24 protein-coding genes are annotated in these 21,746 nt (G+C 37.0%); 3 read left to right on the forward strand and 21 right to left on the reverse strand.

What is annotated here, in order from left to right:
* Positions 1-282: 282 nt before the first annotated feature.
* From PB01_RS17230 to groES, 5 genes are all read right to left on the reverse strand, one after another.
* Entirely contained in the window at positions 283-1,371 is a 1,089-nt protein-coding gene (locus tag PB01_RS17230) for a hypothetical protein (protein WP_151701319.1), read from the reverse strand.
* A 207-nt stretch (positions 1,372-1,578) separates the two neighbouring features.
* On the reverse strand, positions 1,579-1,860 hold the full coding sequence (locus tag PB01_RS17235) for a hypothetical protein (protein WP_151701320.1): 282 nt from the start codon (positions 1,858-1,860) through the stop codon (positions 1,579-1,581).
* Positions 1,861-2,329: 469 nt separating this feature from the next.
* Entirely contained in the window at positions 2,330-3,241 is a 912-nt protein-coding gene (locus PB01_RS17240; RefSeq protein WP_151701321.1) for a tyrosine-type recombinase/integrase, read from the reverse strand.
* A gap of 94 nt (positions 3,242-3,335) precedes the next feature.
* Positions 3,336-4,967, reverse strand: a complete 1,632-nt coding sequence (groL, locus tag PB01_RS17245; protein ID WP_151701322.1) for a chaperonin GroEL — start codon at positions 4,965-4,967, stop codon at positions 3,336-3,338.
* A gap of 34 nt (positions 4,968-5,001) precedes the next feature.
* A complete protein-coding gene (gene groES / locus PB01_RS17250; RefSeq protein WP_151701323.1) occupies positions 5,002-5,286 on the reverse strand; it encodes a co-chaperone GroES in 285 nt (94 codons plus the stop codon).
* 186 nt (positions 5,287-5,472) lie between these two features.
* Between groES and PB01_RS17255 the strand changes: the two genes are divergently transcribed.
* Entirely contained in the window at positions 5,473-6,186 is a 714-nt protein-coding gene (locus PB01_RS17255) for a CPBP family intramembrane glutamic endopeptidase (protein ID WP_151701324.1), read from the forward strand.
* Between the two features lie 101 nt (positions 6,187-6,287).
* Here PB01_RS17255 and PB01_RS17260 read toward each other — a convergent pair whose 3' ends face one another.
* Positions 6,288-6,929, reverse strand: coding sequence for a redox-sensing transcriptional repressor Rex (locus tag PB01_RS17260; protein WP_151701325.1), 642 nt, complete (start codon positions 6,927-6,929; stop codon positions 6,288-6,290).
* A 130-nt stretch (positions 6,930-7,059) separates the two neighbouring features.
* On the opposite strand from PB01_RS17260, the gene PB01_RS17265 reads away from it, so the two are divergent.
* Positions 7,060-8,994 carry an ABC-F family ATP-binding cassette domain-containing protein gene (locus PB01_RS17265; RefSeq protein WP_151701326.1) on the forward strand — a complete coding sequence of 645 codons (1,935 nt, stop codon included), beginning with the start codon at positions 7,060-7,062 and terminating at the stop codon, positions 8,992-8,994.
* A gap of 496 nt (positions 8,995-9,490) precedes the next feature.
* Here PB01_RS17265 and tsaD read toward each other — a convergent pair whose 3' ends face one another.
* The 12 genes from tsaD to PB01_RS17325 all read right to left on the reverse strand — a co-directional run bounded on the left by tsaD (position 9,491) and on the right by PB01_RS17325 (position 17,959).
* Positions 9,491-10,507: a tRNA (adenosine(37)-N6)-threonylcarbamoyltransferase complex transferase subunit TsaD gene (gene tsaD, locus PB01_RS17270; RefSeq protein WP_151701327.1), complete on the reverse strand. Its 1,017-nt coding sequence runs from the start codon at positions 10,505-10,507 to the stop codon at positions 9,491-9,493.
* Positions 10,504-10,965 (reverse strand): ribosomal protein S18-alanine N-acetyltransferase, encoded by a 462-nt coding sequence (gene rimI / locus PB01_RS17275; RefSeq protein WP_151701328.1) that lies wholly within the window; start codon positions 10,963-10,965, stop codon positions 10,504-10,506. Before rimI ends, tsaD begins: the two co-directional genes overlap by 4 nt.
* Positions 10,955-11,641, reverse strand: coding sequence for a tRNA (adenosine(37)-N6)-threonylcarbamoyltransferase complex dimerization subunit type 1 TsaB (gene tsaB, locus PB01_RS17280; protein ID WP_151701329.1), 687 nt, complete (start codon positions 11,639-11,641; stop codon positions 10,955-10,957). The genes rimI and tsaB overlap by 11 nt, the downstream gene beginning before the upstream one ends.
* Positions 11,638-12,090: a tRNA (adenosine(37)-N6)-threonylcarbamoyltransferase complex ATPase subunit type 1 TsaE gene (gene tsaE / locus PB01_RS17285; protein WP_151701330.1), complete on the reverse strand. Its 453-nt coding sequence runs from the start codon at positions 12,088-12,090 to the stop codon at positions 11,638-11,640. The genes tsaB and tsaE overlap by 4 nt, the downstream gene beginning before the upstream one ends.
* Positions 12,091-12,272: 182 nt before the next feature.
* Positions 12,273-12,932, reverse strand: a complete 660-nt coding sequence (locus PB01_RS17290; RefSeq protein WP_151701331.1) for a HoxN/HupN/NixA family nickel/cobalt transporter — start codon at positions 12,930-12,932, stop codon at positions 12,273-12,275.
* 40 nt (positions 12,933-12,972) lie between these two features.
* Complete coding sequence (locus PB01_RS17295; protein ID WP_151701332.1) at positions 12,973-13,797, reverse strand: urease accessory protein UreD; 825 nt, start codon at positions 13,795-13,797, stop codon at positions 12,973-12,975.
* A gap of 1 nt (position 13,798) precedes the next feature.
* Complete coding sequence (gene ureG / locus PB01_RS17300) at positions 13,799-14,410, reverse strand: urease accessory protein UreG (RefSeq protein WP_151701333.1); 612 nt, start codon at positions 14,408-14,410, stop codon at positions 13,799-13,801.
* 57 nt (positions 14,411-14,467) lie between these two features.
* Positions 14,468-15,151: an urease accessory protein UreF gene (locus tag PB01_RS17305; protein ID WP_151701334.1), complete on the reverse strand. Its 684-nt coding sequence runs from the start codon at positions 15,149-15,151 to the stop codon at positions 14,468-14,470.
* Complete coding sequence (gene ureE / locus PB01_RS17310) at positions 15,144-15,599, reverse strand: urease accessory protein UreE (RefSeq protein ID WP_151701335.1); 456 nt, start codon at positions 15,597-15,599, stop codon at positions 15,144-15,146. Before ureE ends, PB01_RS17305 begins: the two co-directional genes overlap by 8 nt.
* 9 nt (positions 15,600-15,608) lie before the next feature.
* A complete protein-coding gene (gene ureC / locus PB01_RS17315) occupies positions 15,609-17,321 on the reverse strand; it encodes an urease subunit alpha (RefSeq protein WP_151701336.1) in 1,713 nt (570 codons plus the stop codon).
* Positions 17,322-17,325: 4 nt separating this feature from the next.
* On the reverse strand, positions 17,326-17,640 hold the full coding sequence (locus tag PB01_RS17320; RefSeq protein WP_151701337.1) for an urease subunit beta: 315 nt from the start codon (positions 17,638-17,640) through the stop codon (positions 17,326-17,328).
* A gap of 16 nt (positions 17,641-17,656) precedes the next feature.
* Positions 17,657-17,959: an urease subunit gamma gene (locus PB01_RS17325; RefSeq protein ID WP_151701338.1), complete on the reverse strand. Its 303-nt coding sequence runs from the start codon at positions 17,957-17,959 to the stop codon at positions 17,657-17,659.
* Positions 17,960-18,067: 108 nt separating this feature from the next.
* Here PB01_RS17325 and PB01_RS17330 point away from each other — a divergent pair, with 108 nt between their 5' ends.
* Entirely contained in the window at positions 18,068-18,979 is a 912-nt protein-coding gene (locus PB01_RS17330) for an urea transporter (protein WP_192797389.1), read from the forward strand.
* A 145-nt stretch (positions 18,980-19,124) separates the two neighbouring features.
* Here PB01_RS17330 and PB01_RS17335 read toward each other — a convergent pair whose 3' ends face one another.
* The 3 genes from PB01_RS17335 to PB01_RS17345 all read right to left on the reverse strand — a co-directional run bounded on the left by PB01_RS17335 (position 19,125) and on the right by PB01_RS17345 (position 21,554).
* Positions 19,125-19,535 (reverse strand): YugN family protein, encoded by a 411-nt coding sequence (locus PB01_RS17335; protein WP_151701340.1) that lies wholly within the window; start codon positions 19,533-19,535, stop codon positions 19,125-19,127.
* Between the two features lie 237 nt (positions 19,536-19,772).
* A complete protein-coding gene (gene purU, locus PB01_RS17340) occupies positions 19,773-20,681 on the reverse strand; it encodes a formyltetrahydrofolate deformylase (RefSeq protein WP_151701341.1) in 909 nt (302 codons plus the stop codon).
* A gap of 129 nt (positions 20,682-20,810) precedes the next feature.
* Positions 20,811-21,554 (reverse strand): 3D domain-containing protein, encoded by a 744-nt coding sequence (locus tag PB01_RS17345; protein WP_225986090.1) that lies wholly within the window; start codon positions 21,552-21,554, stop codon positions 20,811-20,813.
* Positions 21,555-21,746: the final 192 nt, after the last annotated feature.

Raw genomic sequence — 21,746 nt, forward strand, 5'->3', positions numbered from 1 at the left:
AAATGATAAAAACAAAATGAAATTTTAATGAAACTTAATGATTTTATAAAAAGTCAACTATTTAGATTGCTTCTTTAAAATTATACTTTTAGTGTGTAGAAGTACCAGCACTATTCGAATAAAATCTTTTTATTGAATCACAAAAAAAGACCTTAATTTTATTAGGGTCTAAGTTCGTGTTTTATTTTGTAATCTTTATTTTAGTTAATGCTAATACACTTCTTTTGGACAACTAGTGCTTTATTTATTAAATAAATTGTAAAGCTTTTAAAGGGATGATTTTCATGATTTACTAGTTCCAAATATTTCATCGATACTACTATTTTGAAGCATCTCGTTTAACAAATCCATTGTTGTTTGAACTTGTTTTTGGTCTTCTGTATTATTATCACTAGAATTATATTTTGCTTCTCCCATTGCTTTTACTTTTATTTTTGCTTTATCGAAATCTGCATTAAATTTCTTGTTGTTTTTCATACGGTCAATACGTTTTTCTGCAATTTCAATGAATTTCTTTTCACTCTTAGTCGGTTGTTTATTTTCTAGTTTCTTTAGTTGTAATAAGAAAAATACATAATCTTCAACTAATGGATAAATATTTTTCATATTATCGTCTTTATACGTCCGAAATACTTTAGTCACTTCAAGCAATTGGATTAATTCAATATCACTGTTTATTCTATTGGAATGAAATTCTTCATTTGCTACTTCGGATTCTTGTATCTTTGTCTGTACAGTTTTCTCACTGTAAGGGAATGGAGTTATAGAATATTGATTCAACTTTTGTTGTTTCTGTCCCCCACTTTCACTATCTACATAATCACCAATATTTTTATAAATAATTTTATTTTCTATTGCTTTATTAACTATATCAATTGCATGACGTTTTGAAAGATGAAGAATCTTACCCCATCTACCATATGATGAATTGAAATAACCTTTACCGCTATTTATCCATCTAGCAACCCCACAATAAACATAAAAGTCGCTCATGGTTGTACAATCATTAATTTTACTAATAGAAACTTTTGTAAACCCACTTTCAAATTTGATAAAATCTATTTTTAATAAATCTGATGGTTTAAAATTATTTAATATTACCCCATCTACATCTGTAATTTTGATAATTCTTTTAGATTGTAAAGATATTAGAAGTTCCTTAATTTTTTTATTTACTCTTTGTTTATCTGAGGCAAACTGGATTGGTGAACTTTGATTTATAAATAACATACTCGTCTCTGTGAATCCTTCTAAGTTTTCCTTTTTCCTTAATAATCCATAAAGATATAATTCTTCAATTATTAAATGTACCTCTTCTCCTTCTGTGATAAATTTATCATAAATAATAATAAAATTTTCTTCTCTACTCATAGTTTGCTCCTTCTCTTAGTTTTTTTATAATTAGTTAATCGAACTATACTGTGTATTTCTTTATTTAGTGTATTTCTGTAAACTATGAATGAAATGTATGTAATAATATACATTTTATTCATGTTCATCGTGAAAAAAACGTTTATTATTACATACATTTTTTTCACATATTAATAATAAGAATTTTTAACAATATCGAATTTAATATCAAATAAATTTTTCGAGTTTATTACAAAATGCATTGTATCCCAGAGCTCTACTATAGTTCCCAAGCTGTTCCGTCTTTTTATTAATTGTATAAAAGCAATAATCACTTGAATCTAATATAGCTACCCTTACAATATACTTAGGAGTTTCAATTGTGTAAGTTCGTTCATCTTTAAAAATAATTCCATAATCAGGTTGCTCTGTAAGCATATTTAAATACATTTCTAAAAAGTCATATTGTATGCTTAAACCTTCTTCACTCAAAGTAGTTGCAGTTAACATTATTTTTTGCCTTTTTCATCTTTTACAAATTCTTTAATTAGAACTTGATTATCCATTTTTTCGCCACTCCCTATTTTTTGACTATCTTTTATTCATATTCCCTTACGTCTCCTAGTACTAATTGTATGTATCACGCTAATAAAAAGCAATTAAAAAAGGTAAAATGATACAAAAGATTTACAAAAAATGGTCTATAACTAAATTATAGCACTGAAACCATATAAATCTACATATTAAGCGTTGCAAGTAACAAAGATTATCGGTGAATATATTTATCAATTCACTAAACAGAAGGCTTAAAATTCATTCTAATAGCTTCTGGTAGTTAGTTATGAGACTAGCTCTTTAGTTCAATTTGTTCCTTTAGACAATATAAAAAAGAACCCAATCTAGTGGAAGACTGGATTCTTAAGATTTAAACTTTTGTATTGATAGCTTTTTTTGCATAATTACTACTTAATTGTTTTCTTTATATATTTAAGTTTTTCAATGGATTATGTTTATCATTCTGTTCTTTAAGTTCATTTCCCCACATCGCTACATATCGCATTGTGACATTGATATTTTTATGTCGCATCATCTTTTGAATTGCAAAGGCTGACATACCACTCATTGCAAGTCGATGACAAAACGTATGCCTAAAAGTATGTGGACTCACCCTTACGTCCTTAAAATTCATTTGCTTTTGTAAGTTCTTAAACATGAGCATAATGGAGTTGTCTGTCATGGGAGTATTATCACGATTCAAGAACACATATTCATTTTCTTCTCCAAAATGATTCTTACAAAAAACTTTATATACAGAAAGTTCCTTTATAAGCTTCTCAGTCAAAAACACTACCTCATACTGGCGGTTTTTACCGTAGACACTCATTGTTACATTTGGCATATCAATATCTGACCATTTGAGATTTATTGCTTCCTTCCGTCTCACTCCTGTTCCAAGTAAAAGCATAATCAATAAGTAGCCACGATAACTGAAGTAACTCTTCTCCTTTCGTCTTAAACTTCGATAGTAAGCCAACATTTGATATATCTGTTCATCTGTAAAAACATCAATTTTCACATCTTCTTTTTGCAACCTAACCTTACGAGCCATATTTTCACTTACTATTTTTTCTTCGATAAGGTAATTGAAGAATGCTCGGATTCTCATTATTTTTGTATTAATTGTACTTGGCTTGTTCCCTCTCTCCTGACAATTGATTAGGTAGTTACGTACATGGCTTTGACCAACGTCTTCAATGTTAATTACACCTAGCTCTAGGCAGTGGTCTATAAACAGCCCTAACGTTCTCTCATAGTTTCCAATATTGGTCTGCGTTGTGTTCTTAAACTTCCTATCCTCTAAAAAATCTTGATAAGCAAATTTCAAAAGCATAAAAAATAACCACCTCTCTAATTTTGAGAAGTGGTTATATCTTTACTAATTAATTGTGAATTACACAGCTTCACAGAAAGCGATGTAAAAAGAATTACATCATGCCGCCCATTCCACCCATGTCAGGCATGCCCATTCCTGCGCCGCCTTTTTCTGGGATGTCTGCTACTACCGCTTCTGTAGTCAAGAATAATGCTGCTACAGATGCAGCGTTTTGAAGTGCTGAACGAGTTACTTTCGTTGGATCTACGATACCAGCTTCCATCATGTTCACCCATTCGCCTGTTGCTGCGTTGAAACCGATACCGATTTCTTCGCGTTTTAGGCGGTCAACAACGATAGAACCTTCTAGACCTGCGTTGTTAGCTATTTGGCGAACTGGTTCTTCTAGTGCACGAAGTACAATTTTAAGTCCAGTTGCTACGTCGCCTTCTTGTGTTTCAGCAAGTTCTGCTACTTTGTTGTATACGTTTACTAGTGCAGTACCACCACCAGATACGATACCTTCTTCAACAGCTGCGCGAGTTGCGTTCAGTGCGTCTTCGATGCGAAGTTTACGTTCTTTTAGTTCTGTTTCAGTTGCTGCTCCGACTTTCACTACAGCTACTCCACCAGCAAGTTTTGCAAGGCGTTCTTGTAGTTTTTCTTTGTCGAATTCAGAAGTTGTTTCTTCTAATTGAGAACGGATTTGAGCTACACGGCTAGCAATGCGTTCTGATTCTCCGTTACCTTCAACGATTGTTGTATTGTCTTTTGTTACAACAACTTTAGAAGCACGTCCTAATTGTGAAATGTCAGTAGATTTTAATTCTAATCCTAAATCTTCTGTAATTACTTCAGCGCCAGTTAGGATTGCGATATCTTCAAGCATTGCTTTACGACGATCTCCAAATCCTGGAGCTTTAACAGCTACAGCATTGAAAGTTCCGCGTAATTTGTTTACAACTAGAGTTGCTAACGCTTCCCCTTCTACGTCCTCAGAGATTAGTAAAAGTGGTTTACCTTGTTGTACAACTTGCTCAAGAACTGGAAGGATTTCTTGAATGCTAGAGATTTTTTTATCTGTAATTAAGATATATGGATTATCAAGTACTGCTTCCATTTTATCTGTATTAGTTGCCATATATGCAGATGCGTATCCACGATCGAATTGCATACCTTCTACTACATCAAGCTCAGTTGTGAAACCTTTAGACTCTTCAATGGTAATAACACCGTCGTTACCAACGCGTTCCATTGCTTCAGCGATTAATTCGCCAACTTCAGAGTCCCCTGAAGAAATAGCCGCAACTTGAGCGATAGACTCCTTGCCTTCGATTTCTTTAGAGATTGCTTTTAGCTCTGTAATTGCTGCAGCAACTGCAAGGTCGATCCCTTTACGAATTCCAACAGGATTTGCACCAGCTGTTACGTTTTTTAATCCTTCACGAATCATCGATTGCGCTAATACAGTAGCAGTTGTTGTACCGTCACCAGCGATATCATTTGTTTTAGATGCAACTTCTGCAACCAATTTTGCACCCATGTTTTCAAATGCATCTTCTAATTCAATATCTTTTGCAATCGTCACACCATCATTTGTAATAAGTGGTGAACCAAATTTTTTCTCAAGAACTACATTACGTCCTTTTGGTCCAAGTGTTACTTTAACTGCATCCGCAAGTTTATCCACTCCACGTAGCATTGCACTACGAGCGTCTTCACTGAACTTAATTTCTTTTGCCATGTTTTTTTACCTCCTAATTATTGTTTAGTTTTTATTAGCCTATTACAGCTAGAACATCGCTTTCGCGTAATATTAAATATTCGTTATTTTCATATTTTACTTCAGTACCTGCATATTTAGAGAAGATGATACGGTCTCCTTCTTTCACGTCTAATTCAACGCGAGCGCCGTTTTCAAGTACTCGTCCAGTACCGACAGCTATTACTTTTCCTTCTTGTGGCTTCTCTTTAGCAGAGTCTGGAAGTACGATGCCAGATGCTGTTTTTTCCTCAGCTTCGATTAATTCGATTACGATACGATCACCTAATGGTCTTAACAAGTGAAACTACCTCCCTAAAATAGTTGAATTTGATATTATTAGCACTCTCACTCTTTGAGTGCTAACACACTTATAATGATAATTAATCACAGAACATTTTGCAAGCGAGAAGGCTAATTTTTTCTTTTTATCTTTTATTTCCTATACAATGAAAGAGAATTGTTTTCTTGAGAGGAATTAAATCATATGAAACAACAAAAAACAGGCTTGTATATTTTAATTGTTTACTGCGTTATGCAGCTTTCTGGGGCTATATTTACACCACTTTTACATAAGTTATTTGTTTCCAGGGACTTTGAAAACCCTGTTCTTCTTTCTTATGGTTGGTGGGTATTCATAAGCATGGGGGTTGCAACGCTTATTACGCTCCTTTTAGTTAGAAAAAATGATGATTTCTTGACTCCATTGAAAGGAAAGCCGTCACCACTTGGGAAGACAGTTGGATGGGGAGTTCTGGGATTCTTCCTTGTTTTATTAGGTCAAGGGGTTGCAGCGAATATCGAAATAAAATTAGGGGTTGAACCTGGTTCCGAAAATACTGCGCAGTTCATCGAAATTGCACACGCGGTTCCACTGGCTATTTTCTCCATTGTTTTATTTGCACCTATTTTAGAAGAGTTAATTTTTCGTCGCCTCATTTTTGGTTCTTTATTGCCAAAAACGAATTTTTTTGTTGCCGCTGCGGTCAGTGCAATAGTGTTTGGAATTATCCACTTCGACTTTACGCACATCCTACTATATGCGGTATCGGGGTTTATATTCGCTTTCATTTATCACAAGACGAAGCGTATTATGGCTTCGATAATCTCCCATATGCTATTAAATGGGTTTGTTGTGCTCTTCCAATTTTACGGTGAAGCAATACAAAAATTTCTCGAAACATACACCAATATGCACTGAAGAAATGAAAGAAAATCACAAGTGAGCTCCGGGCAAGTTGAAACAAGTCATCAGAAAAGCCTTCTACCAATTAGATTTGGTGGAAGGCTTTTGTTTATGAGTTATTCAATACTTTTATTGCGTATGAGATAAATAAGTGTTTGTACTTCTACAGATAAATCAATTGTATGTACACGAATTGTATCTGGAACATTTAACCTCACTGGAGTAAAATTCAAAATACCTGTTATTTCCGTTTTTGCTAATCGATCAGCAACTTCCTGTGCAGAGCGACTTGGAACGGTGCATATCACTAACTCAATGCCATACTCTAGCAACTTCTCTTCCATTACACTAGGATTAAAAACTGGAATATCACTTTTCATCATTCCTTCTACTGGGGCCTTTGTATCGAAGGCAACAACAATTTTCGTATTATGGTTTTTTTGAAAGTTATATTTGAGAAATGCAGTACCTAAACTACCAACCCCAATTAGCGCAACATTTGCCGCTTCATCCTGATCTAGTGTCTTCCGAAAAAACTCAAGTAAGTTAGCAACATCATATCCATAACCTTTTTTACCTAGAGCACCAAAATGAGAAAAATCTCTTCGGATTGTTGCAGAATCTATTTTCATCGCATCACTTAATTCTTGAGATGAGACTCTTTTATGTCCAGCGTTGTGAAAACTTTGTAAAAATCTATAATATAAAGGAAGTCTTTTCGTTGTTGCTTGAGGAATTTTCGGTGGTTCAGGTTTCATAAAAACACTCCTATTTCATTGGAACGAATTGATTTTAACTTACTAAACATTCACCTCATTATAAAGCTATAGCGTTGCAACGACAACCCCTATCTATTACACTTAAGAGAGAATTGAGGTGCGAATCATCGTGATTGTTTTACAAGTCAATCAAGTAACAAAGTCCTTTAACGGGGAAGATATATTAACAAACGTTAAGTTAGAGGTTCAAGACCGGGATCGGGTCGCACTCGTCGGCCGAAACGGTGCTGGAAAATCTACTTTACTTAAAATAATTGCTGGTGAAATGTCGTATGATTCCGGCGATATTATTATGCCCAAAAACATTCGATTAGGCTATCTAGAACAACATGCTGGACTGGAGTCAAAGCTCTCCATTTGGGAGGAAATGAAGTCCATCTTCGGTCATCTAATCGACTCCGAAAAAGAGCTTCGTTCATTAGAATCACAAATGGCCGATCCTTCCGTATACGAAGATTCAGAAGTTTATGCTCGAGTAGCCGGTACATACGACGAGCTTCAACTTGCTTTTAATGAAGCAGGCGGTTATCGATTCGAATCTGACATTCGCTCTATCCTTCACGGGATGCAGTTCTTCCCTGAAGATTACGATAAGCCTGTGCAAGCATTATCTGGCGGTCAAAAGACAAGACTTGCACTTGCGAAAATGTTGCTTAGCAAACCCGACTTACTTATTTTGGATGAGCCTACCAATCATTTAGATATAGCTACATTAAACTTTTTAGAAAATTATTTAAAAAACTATAGTGGTGCGATTCTAATCGTTTCGCATGACCGCTACTTTTTAGATCAAGTAGTGAATTTTGTATATGAAGTTTCTCGACATAATGTAGCAAGATATGTTGGTAATTACAGCAGCTACCTAGATCAAAAAGCAAAAAACTACGAACGAGATAAAAAAATGTATGAACGACAACAAGAGGAAAAAGCGAAGTTGGAAGACTTCGTCAACAAGAATTTAGCACGTGCCTCTACAACGAAAATGGCACAGTCGAGACGTAAGGTAATTGAAAAAACAGACTGGATGGATTCACCAGACGGCGAAGAAAAATCAGCTAACTTTGGCTTTATAATTGACCGTCCAAGCGGAAACGACGTACTTCGACTGGAAGAAGTTTCTGTCGGATATCCAAATAAAACGGTCTCTACCAATATTTCGTTTTCTGTTTATAAACAAGACCGTATTGCGCTTGTCGGGCCAAATGGCGTTGGTAAATCTACCTTGCTGAAAACCCTAATGAAACAACTTGATACTGCCGGCGGTAAGATTCAATACGGAACAAATGTCCAATTTGGGTACTACGACCAAGAACAAGCAGCTCTAACCGGCAATAAAACAGTGCTACTAGAATTGTGGGATGAATGGCCACTGATGAATGAAAAGGATGTCCGCTCTGTATTGGGACGTTTCCTTTTTAGCGGAGATGATGTGCAAAAAACAGTTTCTACGTTATCTGGTGGAGAAAAAGCAAGACTTGCCCTAGCTAAGTTAATGCTATTAAAAGCGAACACATTAGTGCTAGATGAGCCTACCAACCATTTAGACTTAGATAGTAAGGAAGTTCTTGAAAATGCCTTACTAGAGTTTCCTGGAACAATTCTTTTCGTGTCGCATGACCGTTACTTTATTAATAGAATCGCTACAAAAGTTATTGAGTTATCAAAAGACAGCTCTGCTCTTTTCTTAGGTGATTATGATTACTACCTAGAAAAGATAGAAGAGCTTGAAGAACTTGCATTAGAAAATGCAGTCATTGAAAAAACGGTTGTCGTTAAGACAAGTACTTCAACGATTGATAAAGAAGCGAAGAAGAAAGAACGCCAACTCCGACGCCAATTGGAAGAACTAGAATCACAAATTCCAAAAGTGGATTCAGAAATAGCTTCTATAGAAGAAAAGCTTTGCGATCCAGTAATTTTCCAAGATCACGAAGCGGTCCAACATTTACAACTTGAATTGGATGAATTGAAAGTAAAACAAGATGATCTGTCGAATGAATGGCTGGAATTGCAAGAGCTATTAGAAGAAATAGCTTCAAATTAAAAAGATACCCATAAAGGGTGTCTTTTTTCGTTGAGTCCACAAGTATATGAATAACCTGGTCTCGGCTAGTAGCAAATTGGTCTCGAAGTGATATTTAGTGTAAATAATTGCACCTAGTTAGCATATTTCCATATTAAAAAGGACGTTTTTGCATATAAGCCTTAAAATATGTCGAACATAGCGGCATAACAATTTGTCGATTCTTGCCCATATATGTTGGTCAACCCCCTTTTTTCACCTAATCTTTTTCCACAAATTTATTCACATCAAAAAATGAGTAATAGCAACATATCAACAGACTTATACACACTATCCACAGATTTGAGAGTTTAACATCTACGGAATTGTGTATAAAAAAGACACTATATATTGAAACAGCAATAGTTATACACAACTTATCCACAGATTGTGTATAAGTACGAATGTTCTCTCTTGACAATCGAAAAAAACCCTGTTAAAAAATCCCCTTTTCTTGTCGAAGAAAAGAGGATTCCGTTTACCAATTATGAAGTTCCATCCCTGGTCGACCATTCATCGACAAATCTCCTGTTTTCCCTGCGGAAAACATAGAGGTACCTGCTGCCGCAATCATTGCTGCATTATCTGTGCACAGTGAGATTGGTGGAACATAAAATGGAATATTTTCTTTTGCAAATGTTTCTTCGAGCGCACGGCGTAGTCCTTTATTCGCAGCAACCCCACCTGCAGCGATGACTTGCTTTACATTGAACTCACGGGCTGCTCTTAACGTTTTTGCCGTTAACACTTCCACTACACTTTGTTGAAAACCAGCTGCTAAATGGTTGGGATTGATTTCTTCTCCGCGCTGCTCCGCATTATGTTGATAATTAATAACCGCTGATTTCAAACCACTGAAACTAAAATCATATGATCCTTCTTCGAGCCAAGCTCTTGGAAATGCCACTGCACCGTCACTTTCATTTGCCAGTCGATCAATATGAGGACCACCAGGGTATGGAAGATTCAATACACGAGCCACTTTATCGTATGCTTCACCAGCAGCATCATCTCGCGTTTCGCCGATTAATTCAAACTGCCCGTCAGCTTTCATTAGTACAAGTTCGGTATGTCCTCCTGAAACAACTAATGCAAGAAGCGGAAATTCCATTGGCTGCACAAGTGCATTCGCATAAATATGACCGGCAATATGATGCACGCCAACAAGTGGAAGACCGTTTGCAAAGGAAAAAGCTTTTGCTGCATTTATTCCAATTAAAAGCGCTCCTACAAGTCCTGGTCCTTCTGTAACTGCTACTGCATCCAAATCTTTTGGCGACATATCCGCTTGTTTCAATGCTTCTTCAATAACAATTGTAATTTGTTCTACATGATGTCTTGAAGCAATTTCTGGGACAACTCCACCAAAGCGCTTATGGCTTTCAATTTGAGAAGCGACCACATTAGATATAATCTCATGCCCATTTTTCACGATGGATGCTGCTGTTTCATCACAGCTTGTTTCTATTCCTAAAATATATTGATCTTTTGTCATTTAAATTCCACCCACATCACAAGCGCATCCTCCTGCGTATCTGTATAATAGTTTTTTCGTATGCCGCCGTCTTGGAATCCTAATTTATGATATAAATTCTTCGCAATGTCATTTGTTACCCTTACTTCCAATGTCATAAGCACCACATTTTGTTCTAGCACTACTCGAATTGCTTCACGCATTAAACCTTCGCCAATTTTATGTCCGCGCATACGTTCCACAACCGCTACATTTGTGATATGACTTTCATCCATGACGAGCCACATGCCGCAGTAGCCAATAATCTCTTTTGTTTCTGTCTCCGCCACAATATAATGCGAATACAAATTGGTCGTCATTTCATGTTCAAATGCTTCTCTGGTCCAAGGAGTCGAAAAAGCTTCTTCTTCTATTAAAAGCACTTGATCGATATCTTCCATTGCCATTTTTCGATACGTTATTAGTTGATTAGTTTCCATTTTTCTTCTGCTCTTTCATCCAGTTTGCTTCTGCTTCTGTCACGCGCAAATATTCAGGCACTGTCATATGCACGTCAGCTGGTTCTTCCTTTTTCGCAAGTTCTATTAAAACCGCTGCACTTGGCAAATCGAATGCTGCATTTGGACGATGCACTTTATCCCCAAGTACTTCTTTTATTTGCCCCCAATGAATTGCAACGTCCATTCCTACAAATAAAACCGGTTGTCCCATTTCATCTACAGTTTTAAGTAGCTCTACTAACGACATATGTGCTTCCTTTACTACTTCACTGTTCGTATAAATGCCCGCAAATACATTGCCGCGCCTTGCATCCATAATCGCACAAACAACACCCGGAAAATGCGGTACATTTCCAGCTAACACATGTAAACTAGACACCGAAAAAATAGGAATATTTAGTGTCCATGCAAGTGTCTTCCCTATTGTCACACCGATTCGCACTCCTGTATAAGAACCAGGACCTTTTGCAACGGCAATCGCATCAATTTCTCCAGGTTTGATGTCCGCTTTTTTCAATATTTCTTCAATTGCAGGCATCGTTCCAATCGAATGCGTAATTTTAAGGGATGATTTATACTCTGCAATCACTTGATTGTCCTTTACAATAGCTACTGCAAGCGGCGTATGTGATGTATCTATTCCTAACCAAATCATTCAAAAAGCTCCTCGCATAATTGTTCATATCGTTTGCCTAAAGGCTCAAACGTAAACTTTCGCTTATCGTCCTCTAAGCGTAGTATTTGAATCGCCAAACGCTCTGTCGGCAAATCTTCTTCTATTATATTAGCCCACTCGATAATGCTCACTGCATCCCCATAAAACAACTCGTCCCAACCTAAATCCTCATCGCTATCTGCCAAACGGTACACGTCTAGATGATTTAAAGGGATTCTTCCTTCATATTGTTTTAAAATAGTGAACGTTGGGCTATTTACATTACGCGTGATTCCCAAGCCTTTTGCAACGCTTTTCGTAAAGGTGGTTTTGCCTGCTCCTAGATCTCCCTCTAGAGTGAGCACATCACTAGTCTGTAGGAGTGCCGATAGTTGTTGGGCTAGTGCCTCGGTCTCTTGTTCCGAATAAATTATACGTTCATATTTCATCTATTGCGATCCTTTCAAGTTCACTTCTATTTGCTTCTATTATAAAGAAATACGTGGAAGAATGTAAGTATACAGTCTTTGTTTCCGAGCGTTCCGAAATTAATGCAAAAAAAAGACTAAAGAGAGGAGTATTATATCCCCTTTATTAGTCTAGTCCCTACTTAATAGAATTCATGAAAAAATTAAATCCAAAGGGAGAATAATCCCTCTGTTACGCCCAAATTATACATATAGTAAATACCGAAAACTAAACTAATTCCACCAGCAGACAATGCTAAAACTCGATTCACATTATATTTTTGGGAACTGAATACAAATGGAATACCCAGTATTGTTGTAAAGAACAACATTCCTAAAATAGTCCCTGCTCCAAAAACTAAAATATAAACGGCAGCCTCCCAAACGGAATTCACAATCGTCATCGTCAATAACACCATTGCTGCGCTTCCTGCTAAACCATGAACTAGACCAATAGCGGTTGACTTTAAGTAAGACGTTTTGTTACTCGTTTGTTCATTTTGCAGGTGTGTATGTTGCTTTTTCTTGCGGAAATTAATAATATTCATAATTCCTAAATAGACAAGCATAATTCCAACGACAAATTCAAGAGACATAGACATTCTATCCGAAATTTCATTTTTCATAACGATTAAAATAAGACCAACAACTAATAACGTTGCAGTATGTCCAATTCCCCAAAAAACACCTGCTAACGTAGACTGCCAAAGTTTTTTACTTTTACTTGCAATCGTTGATACCGCAATCACATGATCCGGCTCGATGGCATGCTTAATACCAAGTATAAAACCTATTGATAATATTGAAAATAACGTTACATCCACTCATGCATCCCCTTTATCATTATATATATATCTATGACTTTCAATATTTTCTTAAGGATAAAGCTTTTTTAGCAAACCACTCTTGTCGAATAAAAGATGTACAAATCGCTAGTATTTCTTCTATTTGTTGTGTAGAGGATGCTAGAATTCGGAGTGTGAATCCTGGCACAGACAACATCGACATACCCATTTTACAATTCCCGATATGAGGCTCTACCTTTTCATATAACAAATTTAGAAAATGCTGTGAGCAATGTTCGCTGACAACGATCATCGAACCTAAATGCGTATAACTTTCCATAAAACCAATATCATTTACTTGTGATTTGGCAGGTTGAAGCATTAAATGATCGAATGCTACTAACTGATCCTCCAAATATATTTCATTTTTCAACTGTAAGTGATCGTATTTAAACCATTCACCATCCGGGGACCAACCTGGCGTTAAGATATCTATATAAAGAAGTGTCGATCCTTTCTCCATTCTAATCACCGTATGCTGATGATATTTTGCCTCTCGATAGGCAATTAATGGATCGGGAATGTATTCAAGAATACTACCCTTTTTCAAGATAATTTCTGTCTCCTGTAAGACAGGAGCACTCAATGTTTTATACACTTTTGTCGCCGATTGTGTAGTTAATACTAATTCCGCTTCTTCCTCAAGTGTAACTTCTATTCGATAGCGGTCACCGCCTACGTAACCACCCCCGGGATTCAACATGTAAAAACACGCCTGCCCTGAATTATCTAGATAAATCGGGCGCATTACTTTTAATGCACCCTCATAGAAAACACTTTTTGTGATCGTTTTTTCGTTCTTCTTCTCCATCACAAGCTGTAGTATCCCTGTCCAACTTTTCATTTTATTTCAACCCTGTCAATAAAACGTTTTTCTTAATCCAGTCGATTACCTCATCTAAACCAGTGTTGTCTTGCAAGTTAGTAAAGATAAATGGCTTATTGCCACGAAATACTTTCGTATCCGATGCCATAACATCTAAGTTGGCATGAACATAAGGCGCTAAATCAATTTTATTAATAATAAACAAATCCGATTTAATCATTCCTTGTCCACCTTTTCGTGGGATCTTTTCTCCTTGAGCCACATCAATTATATAAATAGAAAAATCTACTAGTTCTGGGCTAAATGTTGCAGCTAAGTTATCACCACCACTTTCAACAAAAATTAGATCCAGGTCGGGATGTAGTTTTTTCAATTCTTCAATCGCAGCAGAGTTCATAGAAGTATCTTCCCGAATTGCTGTATGAGGACATCCACCAGTCTCAACCCCAATAATACGATCTTCTGGAAGAACTCCATTTGTCATTAAAAACTTTGCATCTTCTTTTGTATAAATATCGTTCGTTATCGCTGCCATGCTAATCTCATCTGCCATATGGCGCGTTAATTTTTCTACTAGCATTGTTTTACCAGCACCTACTGGTCCACCAACTCCAATTTTAATCGGTTCCATACTCCAAGACGTCCTTCCTAATCAAATTCCACTTTATTTAGCAACCGCTGAATAAGGTCAAGACATGAATATTCGGATATTCACTCTTTCATGTTTCATTTGTGCTATTTCTAGACCCGGTGCTACTGCTCCAAAATCCTCTTCTGACAGATAACCTATTTTATTCACAGCTTCTTCAATATATGATTGAAAATCTCGCAGTAACTGCTGTCCAGCTGTTTGACCAAGTGGAATTCCACGAACTGCATTTTGAACTAAACTAGATATTGAGGAATAAAGATATGCCGAAATCCCTATTTTTTTTGGAATGTCCAATTGAAAAGCAATAATGGAAAATACAATTGCAGAATGCGCAAATGATAAATCTTTTGACACCCGTTCTTTATACATTTCTAACAATGAACTAGTGTATAAATCTACTCCTAAAGTAAGCATTCGCTCACCCATTTTATGCGCACCTTCCCTCGTTTCTCGAGACAAGTTTTGAACCGTAATACGTCGGTCTAAATCCCATATCTTTTGATAATCATTATCCACTAATGCCTCGTAGACAAGTCGACAAGCAAGCCCGTCTGAGTAGACGAGTTGCTCATCTAAATACATTTTTAACCATTTCGAAAAGCTCTCTTTATCCAAAACTTTATTTTCTTGTATATACGTTTCTAGTCCAAACGAGTGACTAAAGCTGCCCGTTGGCAAATTGGAATCGCATAATTGAAGCAAAGACAACATGTTAGTCATGACTATGCCCAATATGACGGAAGGCTTGTTTCACTTTGCGCCTGTCTCGTGTAAAAGGAATTTCAAGCTGTTCCAACAACTCTTCTACCAAATAGTCATATTGAACAAGCATTTGGTCTTCCTCAAATTGAGCTGGTAAATGTCTATTTCCTAGTTGATGTGCAATTGTTCCCATTTCATGCATACTTCGAGGTTGAATAATTAATAAATCATCCGGAAAAACCTCTATTATGATCATATTTTTTTCATCCATATAAAGTACATCGCCTGCTCGCAAATCTTTTGCTTCCGTTAAGCGAATGCCAATTTCTTTCCCATGATCAGTTGTGACCCGATTAATTCTTTTCACTAGGTCACTACTTTCCATCAATACTTTTTCTTTATGTGTCTTCGCTAGAACATCTGGATCGATTTGATCGATATGCGCGACAACTTTTTCAATAATCATTTCATCACCTCAAAATAAGAAATATCGTTGCCCGAGTGGTACTTCATCTACTGGATCACATATTAGATGTTCTCCGTTTACACGTACTTCGTAAGTTTCTGGATCTACTTCAATTTCTGGAGTCTCTCCATTTAGTTTCATATCCTTCTTTGTTAAGTTTCGAATCCCACGAACTGGAAGTACCGTTTTCTCTAATCCAAGTTTTTTATGCACACCTGCTTCATATGCAGCTGTAGAAATAAATGTAATTGCTGCTTTGTACTTGGCTCGCCCCATTGCTCCGTACATTTTACGATAAAGAATCGGTTGTGGTGTTGGAATAGAAGCATTTGCATCTCCCATTACGCCGGATACTACAATTCCTCCCTTAAGTATCATGCTTGGTTTTGCACCAAAAAATTTAGAATCCCACAGAACTAAATCCGCAAACTTCCCTACTTCAATTGACCCTACGTATTCGGAAATTCCATGTGTAATAGCAGGATTTATCGTATATTTTGCAATATATCGTTTCACACGATTGTTATCTCCAACTCCTTGGTCTTCCTCAAACTTGCCTCGTTGCTTTTTCATTTTATCTGCAGTTTGCCACGTTCGAATGATTACTTCTCCAATACGCCCCATTGCTTGGGAATCTGAGCTCGTCATACTGAAAATTCCCATGTCTTGCAGAATATCCTCCGCTGCAATTGTTTCCGCACGAATACGAGAATCGGCAAAAGCAACATCTTCCGGTATATCTGGGTTTAAATGATGACAAACCATTAACATATCCATATGCTCGATAACTGTATTTTTCGTATAAGGCAATGTAGGATTAGTAGAGGAAGGTAGTACATTCATTTGACTAGCTACTTTAATAAGGTCCGGAGCATGTCCTCCTCCCGCACCTTCTGTATGGTACGTATGAATTACTCGATCTTTAAAGGATGCGACTGTATTTTCTACGAATCCGCCTTCATTTAACGTATCGGAGTGTAAAGCAACTTGAACGTCATATTCATCTGCTACCTTTAAGGACATATCAATACAGGCGTATGTTGCTCCCCAGTCCTCATGTACCTTTAGTCCAATCGCACCCGCACGAATTTGTTCAGCAAGCGGCTCTTCTGCAGCTGCATGGCCTTTTCCTAAAAAGCCAACATTGATAGGCATATCTTCGGCAGCTTCAAGCATTCGATGAATATTCCATTCCCCTGGTGTAACAGTTGTTGCTTTGGACCCTTCAGCAGGACCAGTTCCTCCTCCAATTAGTGTAGTTAAGCCTGCTGTTAAAGCAGTTTCGACTTGTGCAGGATTAATGAAATGCACATGTGTATCAATACCACCAGCTGTTAAAATTTTATGTTCCCCTGCAATTATTTCTGTAGATGCACCAATGACAATATCCACGCCATCCATTACTAATGGGTTCCCTGCTTTTCCGATGGCAAAAATTTTACCATCTCGGATACCTACATCAGCTTTGTAAATTCCTGTGTAGTCTAGAACGACCACATTTGTAATAACCACATCTGGAACGTTCTCATCACGTGTTGCAAGAGGATGGCTACCCATTCCATCTCGAATCACTTTTCCTCCTCCGAAAACTACTTCATCCCCATAATTGGTGTAATCTTTTTCAATTTCAATGAAAAGTTCCGTATCCGCTAATCGAATTGCATCCCCGGTTGTAGGTCCGTACAAAGATGCATATTGTTCTCTCGACAATTTAAAACTCATAGCATTACCCCCGATCTAATGTGCCTTCCGTTTTATAATTCAATCCGTAAATGCGTCTTTCTCCTCCAAATGCAACGAGTTGAATTTCTTTTGGATCACCTGGCTCAAAGCGAACTGCAGATCCAGCCGGTATATCTAATCGAAAACCAAATGCTTCATCACGTGTAAATTCGACCGCCGTATTTATTTCATAAAAATGAAAATGGGATCCGACTTGTACAGGTCTATCTCCAGTGTTAACAACAGATAAACGTTTCGTTTCTTTCCCTTCGTTACACACAATGTCCCCTTCTTTTAATACATAATCTCCTGGTCTCAATTCGACATCCTCCTATTTAGCTAATCGGAAAGTGCACAGTAACGAGTTTCACACCATCAGGGAAAGTTGCTTCCACTTGAACGTCTTCAATTAGATCCGATATTCCATCCATCACATCTTCGGATGATAAAATTGTCGCACCATATGACATTAGCTCTGCTACAGTCTTTCCATCTCGTGCACCTTCTAGAATCTCATACGTAATTAGCGCCACTGCTTCTGGATAGTTTAGTTTTAGGCCTCTTTCTTTTCGGCGCTTTGCTAAGTCAGCTGCAACAACGATTAATAATTTTTCTTGCTCACGTGGCAACAATTGCATACGTTTTCCTCCAATCATTTGAGTGTATATTGTGTAAAAGAGGGTAAAATAATTTGAATCTTAACGGATTAAGTAACTTAAAGCTCCATGAAGAAAGAGGCGACTACCATGAAAGAAAAGTTCATTCAACTTATGAGCGCATCAGTCAAAGGAATTTCACAAGTTGTCTTTATCGAAAATATTTTTTCAGGATTACTCATCTTGGCAGGAATTCTTATCTACTCAATTCCACTTGGCCTCATTGCAATTGGCTCAGCGATTACAGGAACACTTGTTGCAAGTTTTGGTGGTGCAGATAAAAAGGTATTGAGTAGTGGTTTCTTTGGATTTAACTCGGTCCTTTCAGGATTAGCCATTTATTTATTTTTGGAAGGACCTCATAAATGGATTATTGCTTTAGTATGCGCTGGAGTTACTGCCATTGTAACTGCCGCTTTGATAAATATTACAAAGCGTTTCGATACATCTGTTCTCACATTTCCATACATCATTCTTACTTGGTTTTTTATTGGTACTTCATTTCGTCTAAGTTTCATCAAACCAGGAGCAAATATATTACCCCAAAACTTAATAAATTGGGAAAGGGAGCTTGGCGGTTCACTCGATTGGCATGGATTAATAAGAGGTATTGGACAAATCTTTTTTTTAGATGAAATGCTTCCTGCCGTCCTCTTCCTCCTCGCAATTTTCATCGGAAGTTTTAGATATGGAATCTACGCAATCATCGGTTCTGCTATAGGTTGGTTATCAGCTCTATTTCTTGGTGGAGAGATTTCATTAATCAACTTAGGTCTTTATAATTACAATGCCGTTTTAACCATGATTGCAGTAACTTCAGTCTTGGAAGTTAAACATAAAAATGCTTGGATTACAGGAATTTTCGCTTCCTTTTTATCCGTTCAAATTACAGCAAGCTTAGACACTTTTTTACTTCAATACGGTTTACCAGTTTTGACGATGCCTTTTGTGCTATCCACATGGCTCATTCAAAATGCACGAAAAGTATTCCCTAATATTTGAATCCCTCATCCTGCTATCCTTTCTTTTAATTATTCTTATACATTCTCGCCAGGATGTATTTAATCTATTCAAATTTTTCTTTCCTTCTTGTCTTTTTAAAAAAACAAAACCGTTTCGGCTAGAGGTTCCGAAACGGTTTTATGGATTAGTGGACTAGCCGCACGACTTGCTCCACTGCCTGTTCTCCAGCGTGTGCCCATCTATTTTTATTTTCAATTTTTCCATCTTTATCGACAGGATCTTGGAATTGGTCGAATCCTGTAGAGGTTAACAAAGAATTTTCATTTTTGTCTAGCCCAACATTTACGACATGTTTGATAACGTACGGTGTTTGAAACCTAATATATGCTTCGTGATGATCCAAATCTCCCTCTAACACTTCAAATGGGAGCCTTAAGTATATCGTCTCTCCTTCATCACGCCACAAAACATTATCAAAACTTCCTTTATGATAGTCCCAATTTCCACCAATCGAATATCCGAGACTTTGAATACGATTGCGCAGGTCACCAAAATACGCCATTTTTCCTTCTAAATCAGTTTGCAATTCTAACAAATGCACCCACTCCTTTTCCAACATATCTTTTCCAAAATTCGACGAAAAAATACCAAAATACAATTTTTGCGTCAAATTCTTTCTTGGACATAGAGAGTGAAGAGACCCTTTAAATTTAGAAACACCCCCATTTAAAAGAGAAATTACTTCTCCTTAACGGGGGTGTTATTTACAATTAATAGAAATTAAAGACCTGTTGTATTGGACCCGAGACCAAATGCAATTCTTGAAAATCACTCAATGAAACAAAATCGTTTTATTACACTCCACAATAATCCGATTCTCCAAATGCCATTTTACTGCTCTTACAAGCACACGCCGCTCAATTTGTCGACCAATTTTCTTCAATTCAATTACATCATCCCGGTGATCGACTCGTTCCACATCTTGCTCGATAATAGGACCCTCATCCAGATTATTCGTCACATAATGCGACGTCGCACCAATCAGTTTCACACCACGTTCAAACGCACGCTCATATGGACCAACTCCGATGAACGCCGGTAAGAAGGAATGGTGAATATTAATAATTCGACTTTCAAAATGGTTTACAAAGTCTGGTGTTAGAATCTGCATATAGCGTGCAAGGATCAACAAGTCAACCTCGTATTCTGCCATGAGACGAATCTGCTCCGCTTCCACCTGTTTTCGAATATCTTTATTCGCCGGAATATAATGAAAAGGAATTCCCAGTGCTTCTACGAATGGTCGCGCATCTTCATGATTACTAATAACAATGACGATATTCGTATCAAGATCCCCATTTTGCCATTCCCACAACAGTTCCATCAAACAGTGTGGTTCTTTTGAAACAAAGATGGCCGATCGCTTTCGCTCATTCGGATAGGCAAACTCATATTCCATCGAATGGTTAGCAGCTATTTCTTCAAAATCCTTTTCCATTTGTTCTGATTTTGCGAGCAAACCATCACAGTGATATTCAATCCGAATAAAGAAGGTACCGTTTTCTGGATTACTTGAATACTGACTCGATTCCATAATATTCGAGTTATGACTATATAAAAAAGTGGACAACACCGATACAATCCCTGGTTTATCTGGACATTTTACTAAAAGGCGTCCTCTGCTTTCAAGTTGCTTATTTTGTTTCACGGATTTTCTTTTGGCTTCTGTTTCAGTAGACATGGATGGACAACTCCTATATGTAATAGTTTAATTTTTTCATTATCCTTTATTATGTGAACATTCTCAATAATTATTTCTATTTTGCAAATTAAAAGGTACCTATGCAACAAACGTTACATAGGCACCTTTTTAATTGATCACTCTTATTTTCACTTTTTTAACTCCCCATTGCATAGCACTATCATAAGAAGGGATGAAAACATCGATTTTATTCCCCTTAATAGCTCCACCTGTATCCCCAGCGATAGCTTCACCGTATCCTTCCACCCAAACCTTTGTGCCAAGTGGAATAATCCTCGGATCGACTGCAATCACTTTCTGATCGGGATTCGCACGTAGGTCAATGCCATAAGCTGTCGTTCCAGAGCAACCGTTACAGTAAGCTGTATATGCCGTGGCTATCACGGTCATCTCTTTCCCTTCCTGAACTGGTGAGGATGAAATAATCGGCGAATATACGACTGCCACCTTATTATCGGACTCCGTTTTAACGACCTCATCTGCCTCTTCATCACCGCTCACGATCAATACATCTTCAGGGTGGATTAAATCACCTGTAAGATCATTCCAACTCATAAGCTCCTCTAGGGAAATATCGTGCTCCTGTGCAATCCGATATAAGTTATCCCCCTTAACGACTGTATACGTTTCTGGCTTTAATTCTAAAAACATTCTCCTATTATATGCATCGTCATAATGTACATCAAATTTTTCTGTTTGATCTTCAATGGCTACGACTTCATCTAATAAATCTGGTGAGACCGATAATTCTACATCATTCGTGGCTACATCGAACATTGGTGATGCATGTGCTACTGAATTCGCTGTGAGTGCTAATAGCGATATTAACAATATAATCCTAAGTTTCTTCAAAATATAGTTCCTCCTCTAAGCTAATCTGACAAACATTTTATAATTTTTCTAAGTATTGCCCAAAAACTCTGAAAACCAAACATTCTAATAAAACACAAAGAAGCCACCTTCCTAAACAACTAAAATCTGTTTAGAAAAGTGGCTTATTCTATGAGAATGAAAGGCTATTCACCTGTTTTATTTTATGACTTA

Origin of the sequence: Psychrobacillus glaciei, from assembly GCF_008973485.1 — a bacterium.
GTDB lineage: Bacteria > Bacillota > Bacilli > Bacillales_A > Planococcaceae > Psychrobacillus > Psychrobacillus glaciei.

Coding starts and splice junctions, on each gene's coding strand:
- tsaB (WP_151701329.1), bottom strand. CDS start 11,641: ATGATTTGGTTAGGAATAGATACATCACATACGCCGCTTGCAGTAGCT.
- PB01_RS17330 (WP_192797389.1), top strand. CDS start 18,068: ATGAAAGAAAAGTTCATTCAACTTATGAGCGCATCAGTCAAAGGAATT.
- PB01_RS17230 (WP_151701319.1), bottom strand. CDS start 1,371: ATGAGTAGAGAAGAAAATTTTATTATTATTTATGATAAATTTATCACA.
- PB01_RS17260 (WP_151701325.1), bottom strand. CDS start 6,929: ATGAAACCTGAACCACCGAAAATTCCTCAAGCAACAACGAAAAGACTT.
- PB01_RS17240 (WP_151701321.1), bottom strand. CDS start 3,241: ATGCTTTTGAAATTTGCTTATCAAGATTTTTTAGAGGATAGGAAGTTT.
- tsaE (WP_151701330.1), bottom strand. CDS start 12,090: ATGAAATATGAACGTATAATTTATTCGGAACAAGAGACCGAGGCACTA.
- tsaD (WP_151701327.1), bottom strand. CDS start 10,507: ATGACAAAAGATCAATATATTTTAGGAATAGAAACAAGCTGTGATGAA.
- ureC (WP_151701336.1), bottom strand. CDS start 17,321: ATGAGTTTTAAATTGTCGAGAGAACAATATGCATCTTTGTACGGACCT.
- PB01_RS17295 (WP_151701332.1), bottom strand. CDS start 13,797: ATGAAAAGTTGGACAGGGATACTACAGCTTGTGATGGAGAAGAAGAAC.
- PB01_RS17325 (WP_151701338.1), bottom strand. CDS start 17,959: ATGCAATTGTTGCCACGTGAGCAAGAAAAATTATTAATCGTTGTTGCA.
- PB01_RS17305 (WP_151701334.1), bottom strand. CDS start 15,151: ATGACTAACATGTTGTCTTTGCTTCAATTATGCGATTCCAATTTGCCA.
- ureE (WP_151701335.1), bottom strand. CDS start 15,599: ATGATTATTGAAAAAGTTGTCGCGCATATCGATCAAATCGATCCAGAT.
- groL (WP_151701322.1), bottom strand. CDS start 4,967: ATGGCAAAAGAAATTAAGTTCAGTGAAGACGCTCGTAGTGCAATGCTA.
- purU (WP_151701341.1), bottom strand. CDS start 20,681: ATGTCTACTGAAACAGAAGCCAAAAGAAAATCCGTGAAACAAAATAAG.
- PB01_RS17255 (WP_151701324.1), top strand. CDS start 5,473: ATGAAACAACAAAAAACAGGCTTGTATATTTTAATTGTTTACTGCGTT.
- ureG (WP_151701333.1), bottom strand. CDS start 14,410: ATGGAACCGATTAAAATTGGAGTTGGTGGACCAGTAGGTGCTGGTAAA.
- PB01_RS17235 (WP_151701320.1), bottom strand. CDS start 1,860: ATGTTAACTGCAACTACTTTGAGTGAAGAAGGTTTAAGCATACAATAT.
- rimI (WP_151701328.1), bottom strand. CDS start 10,965: ATGGAAACTAATCAACTAATAACGTATCGAAAAATGGCAATGGAAGAT.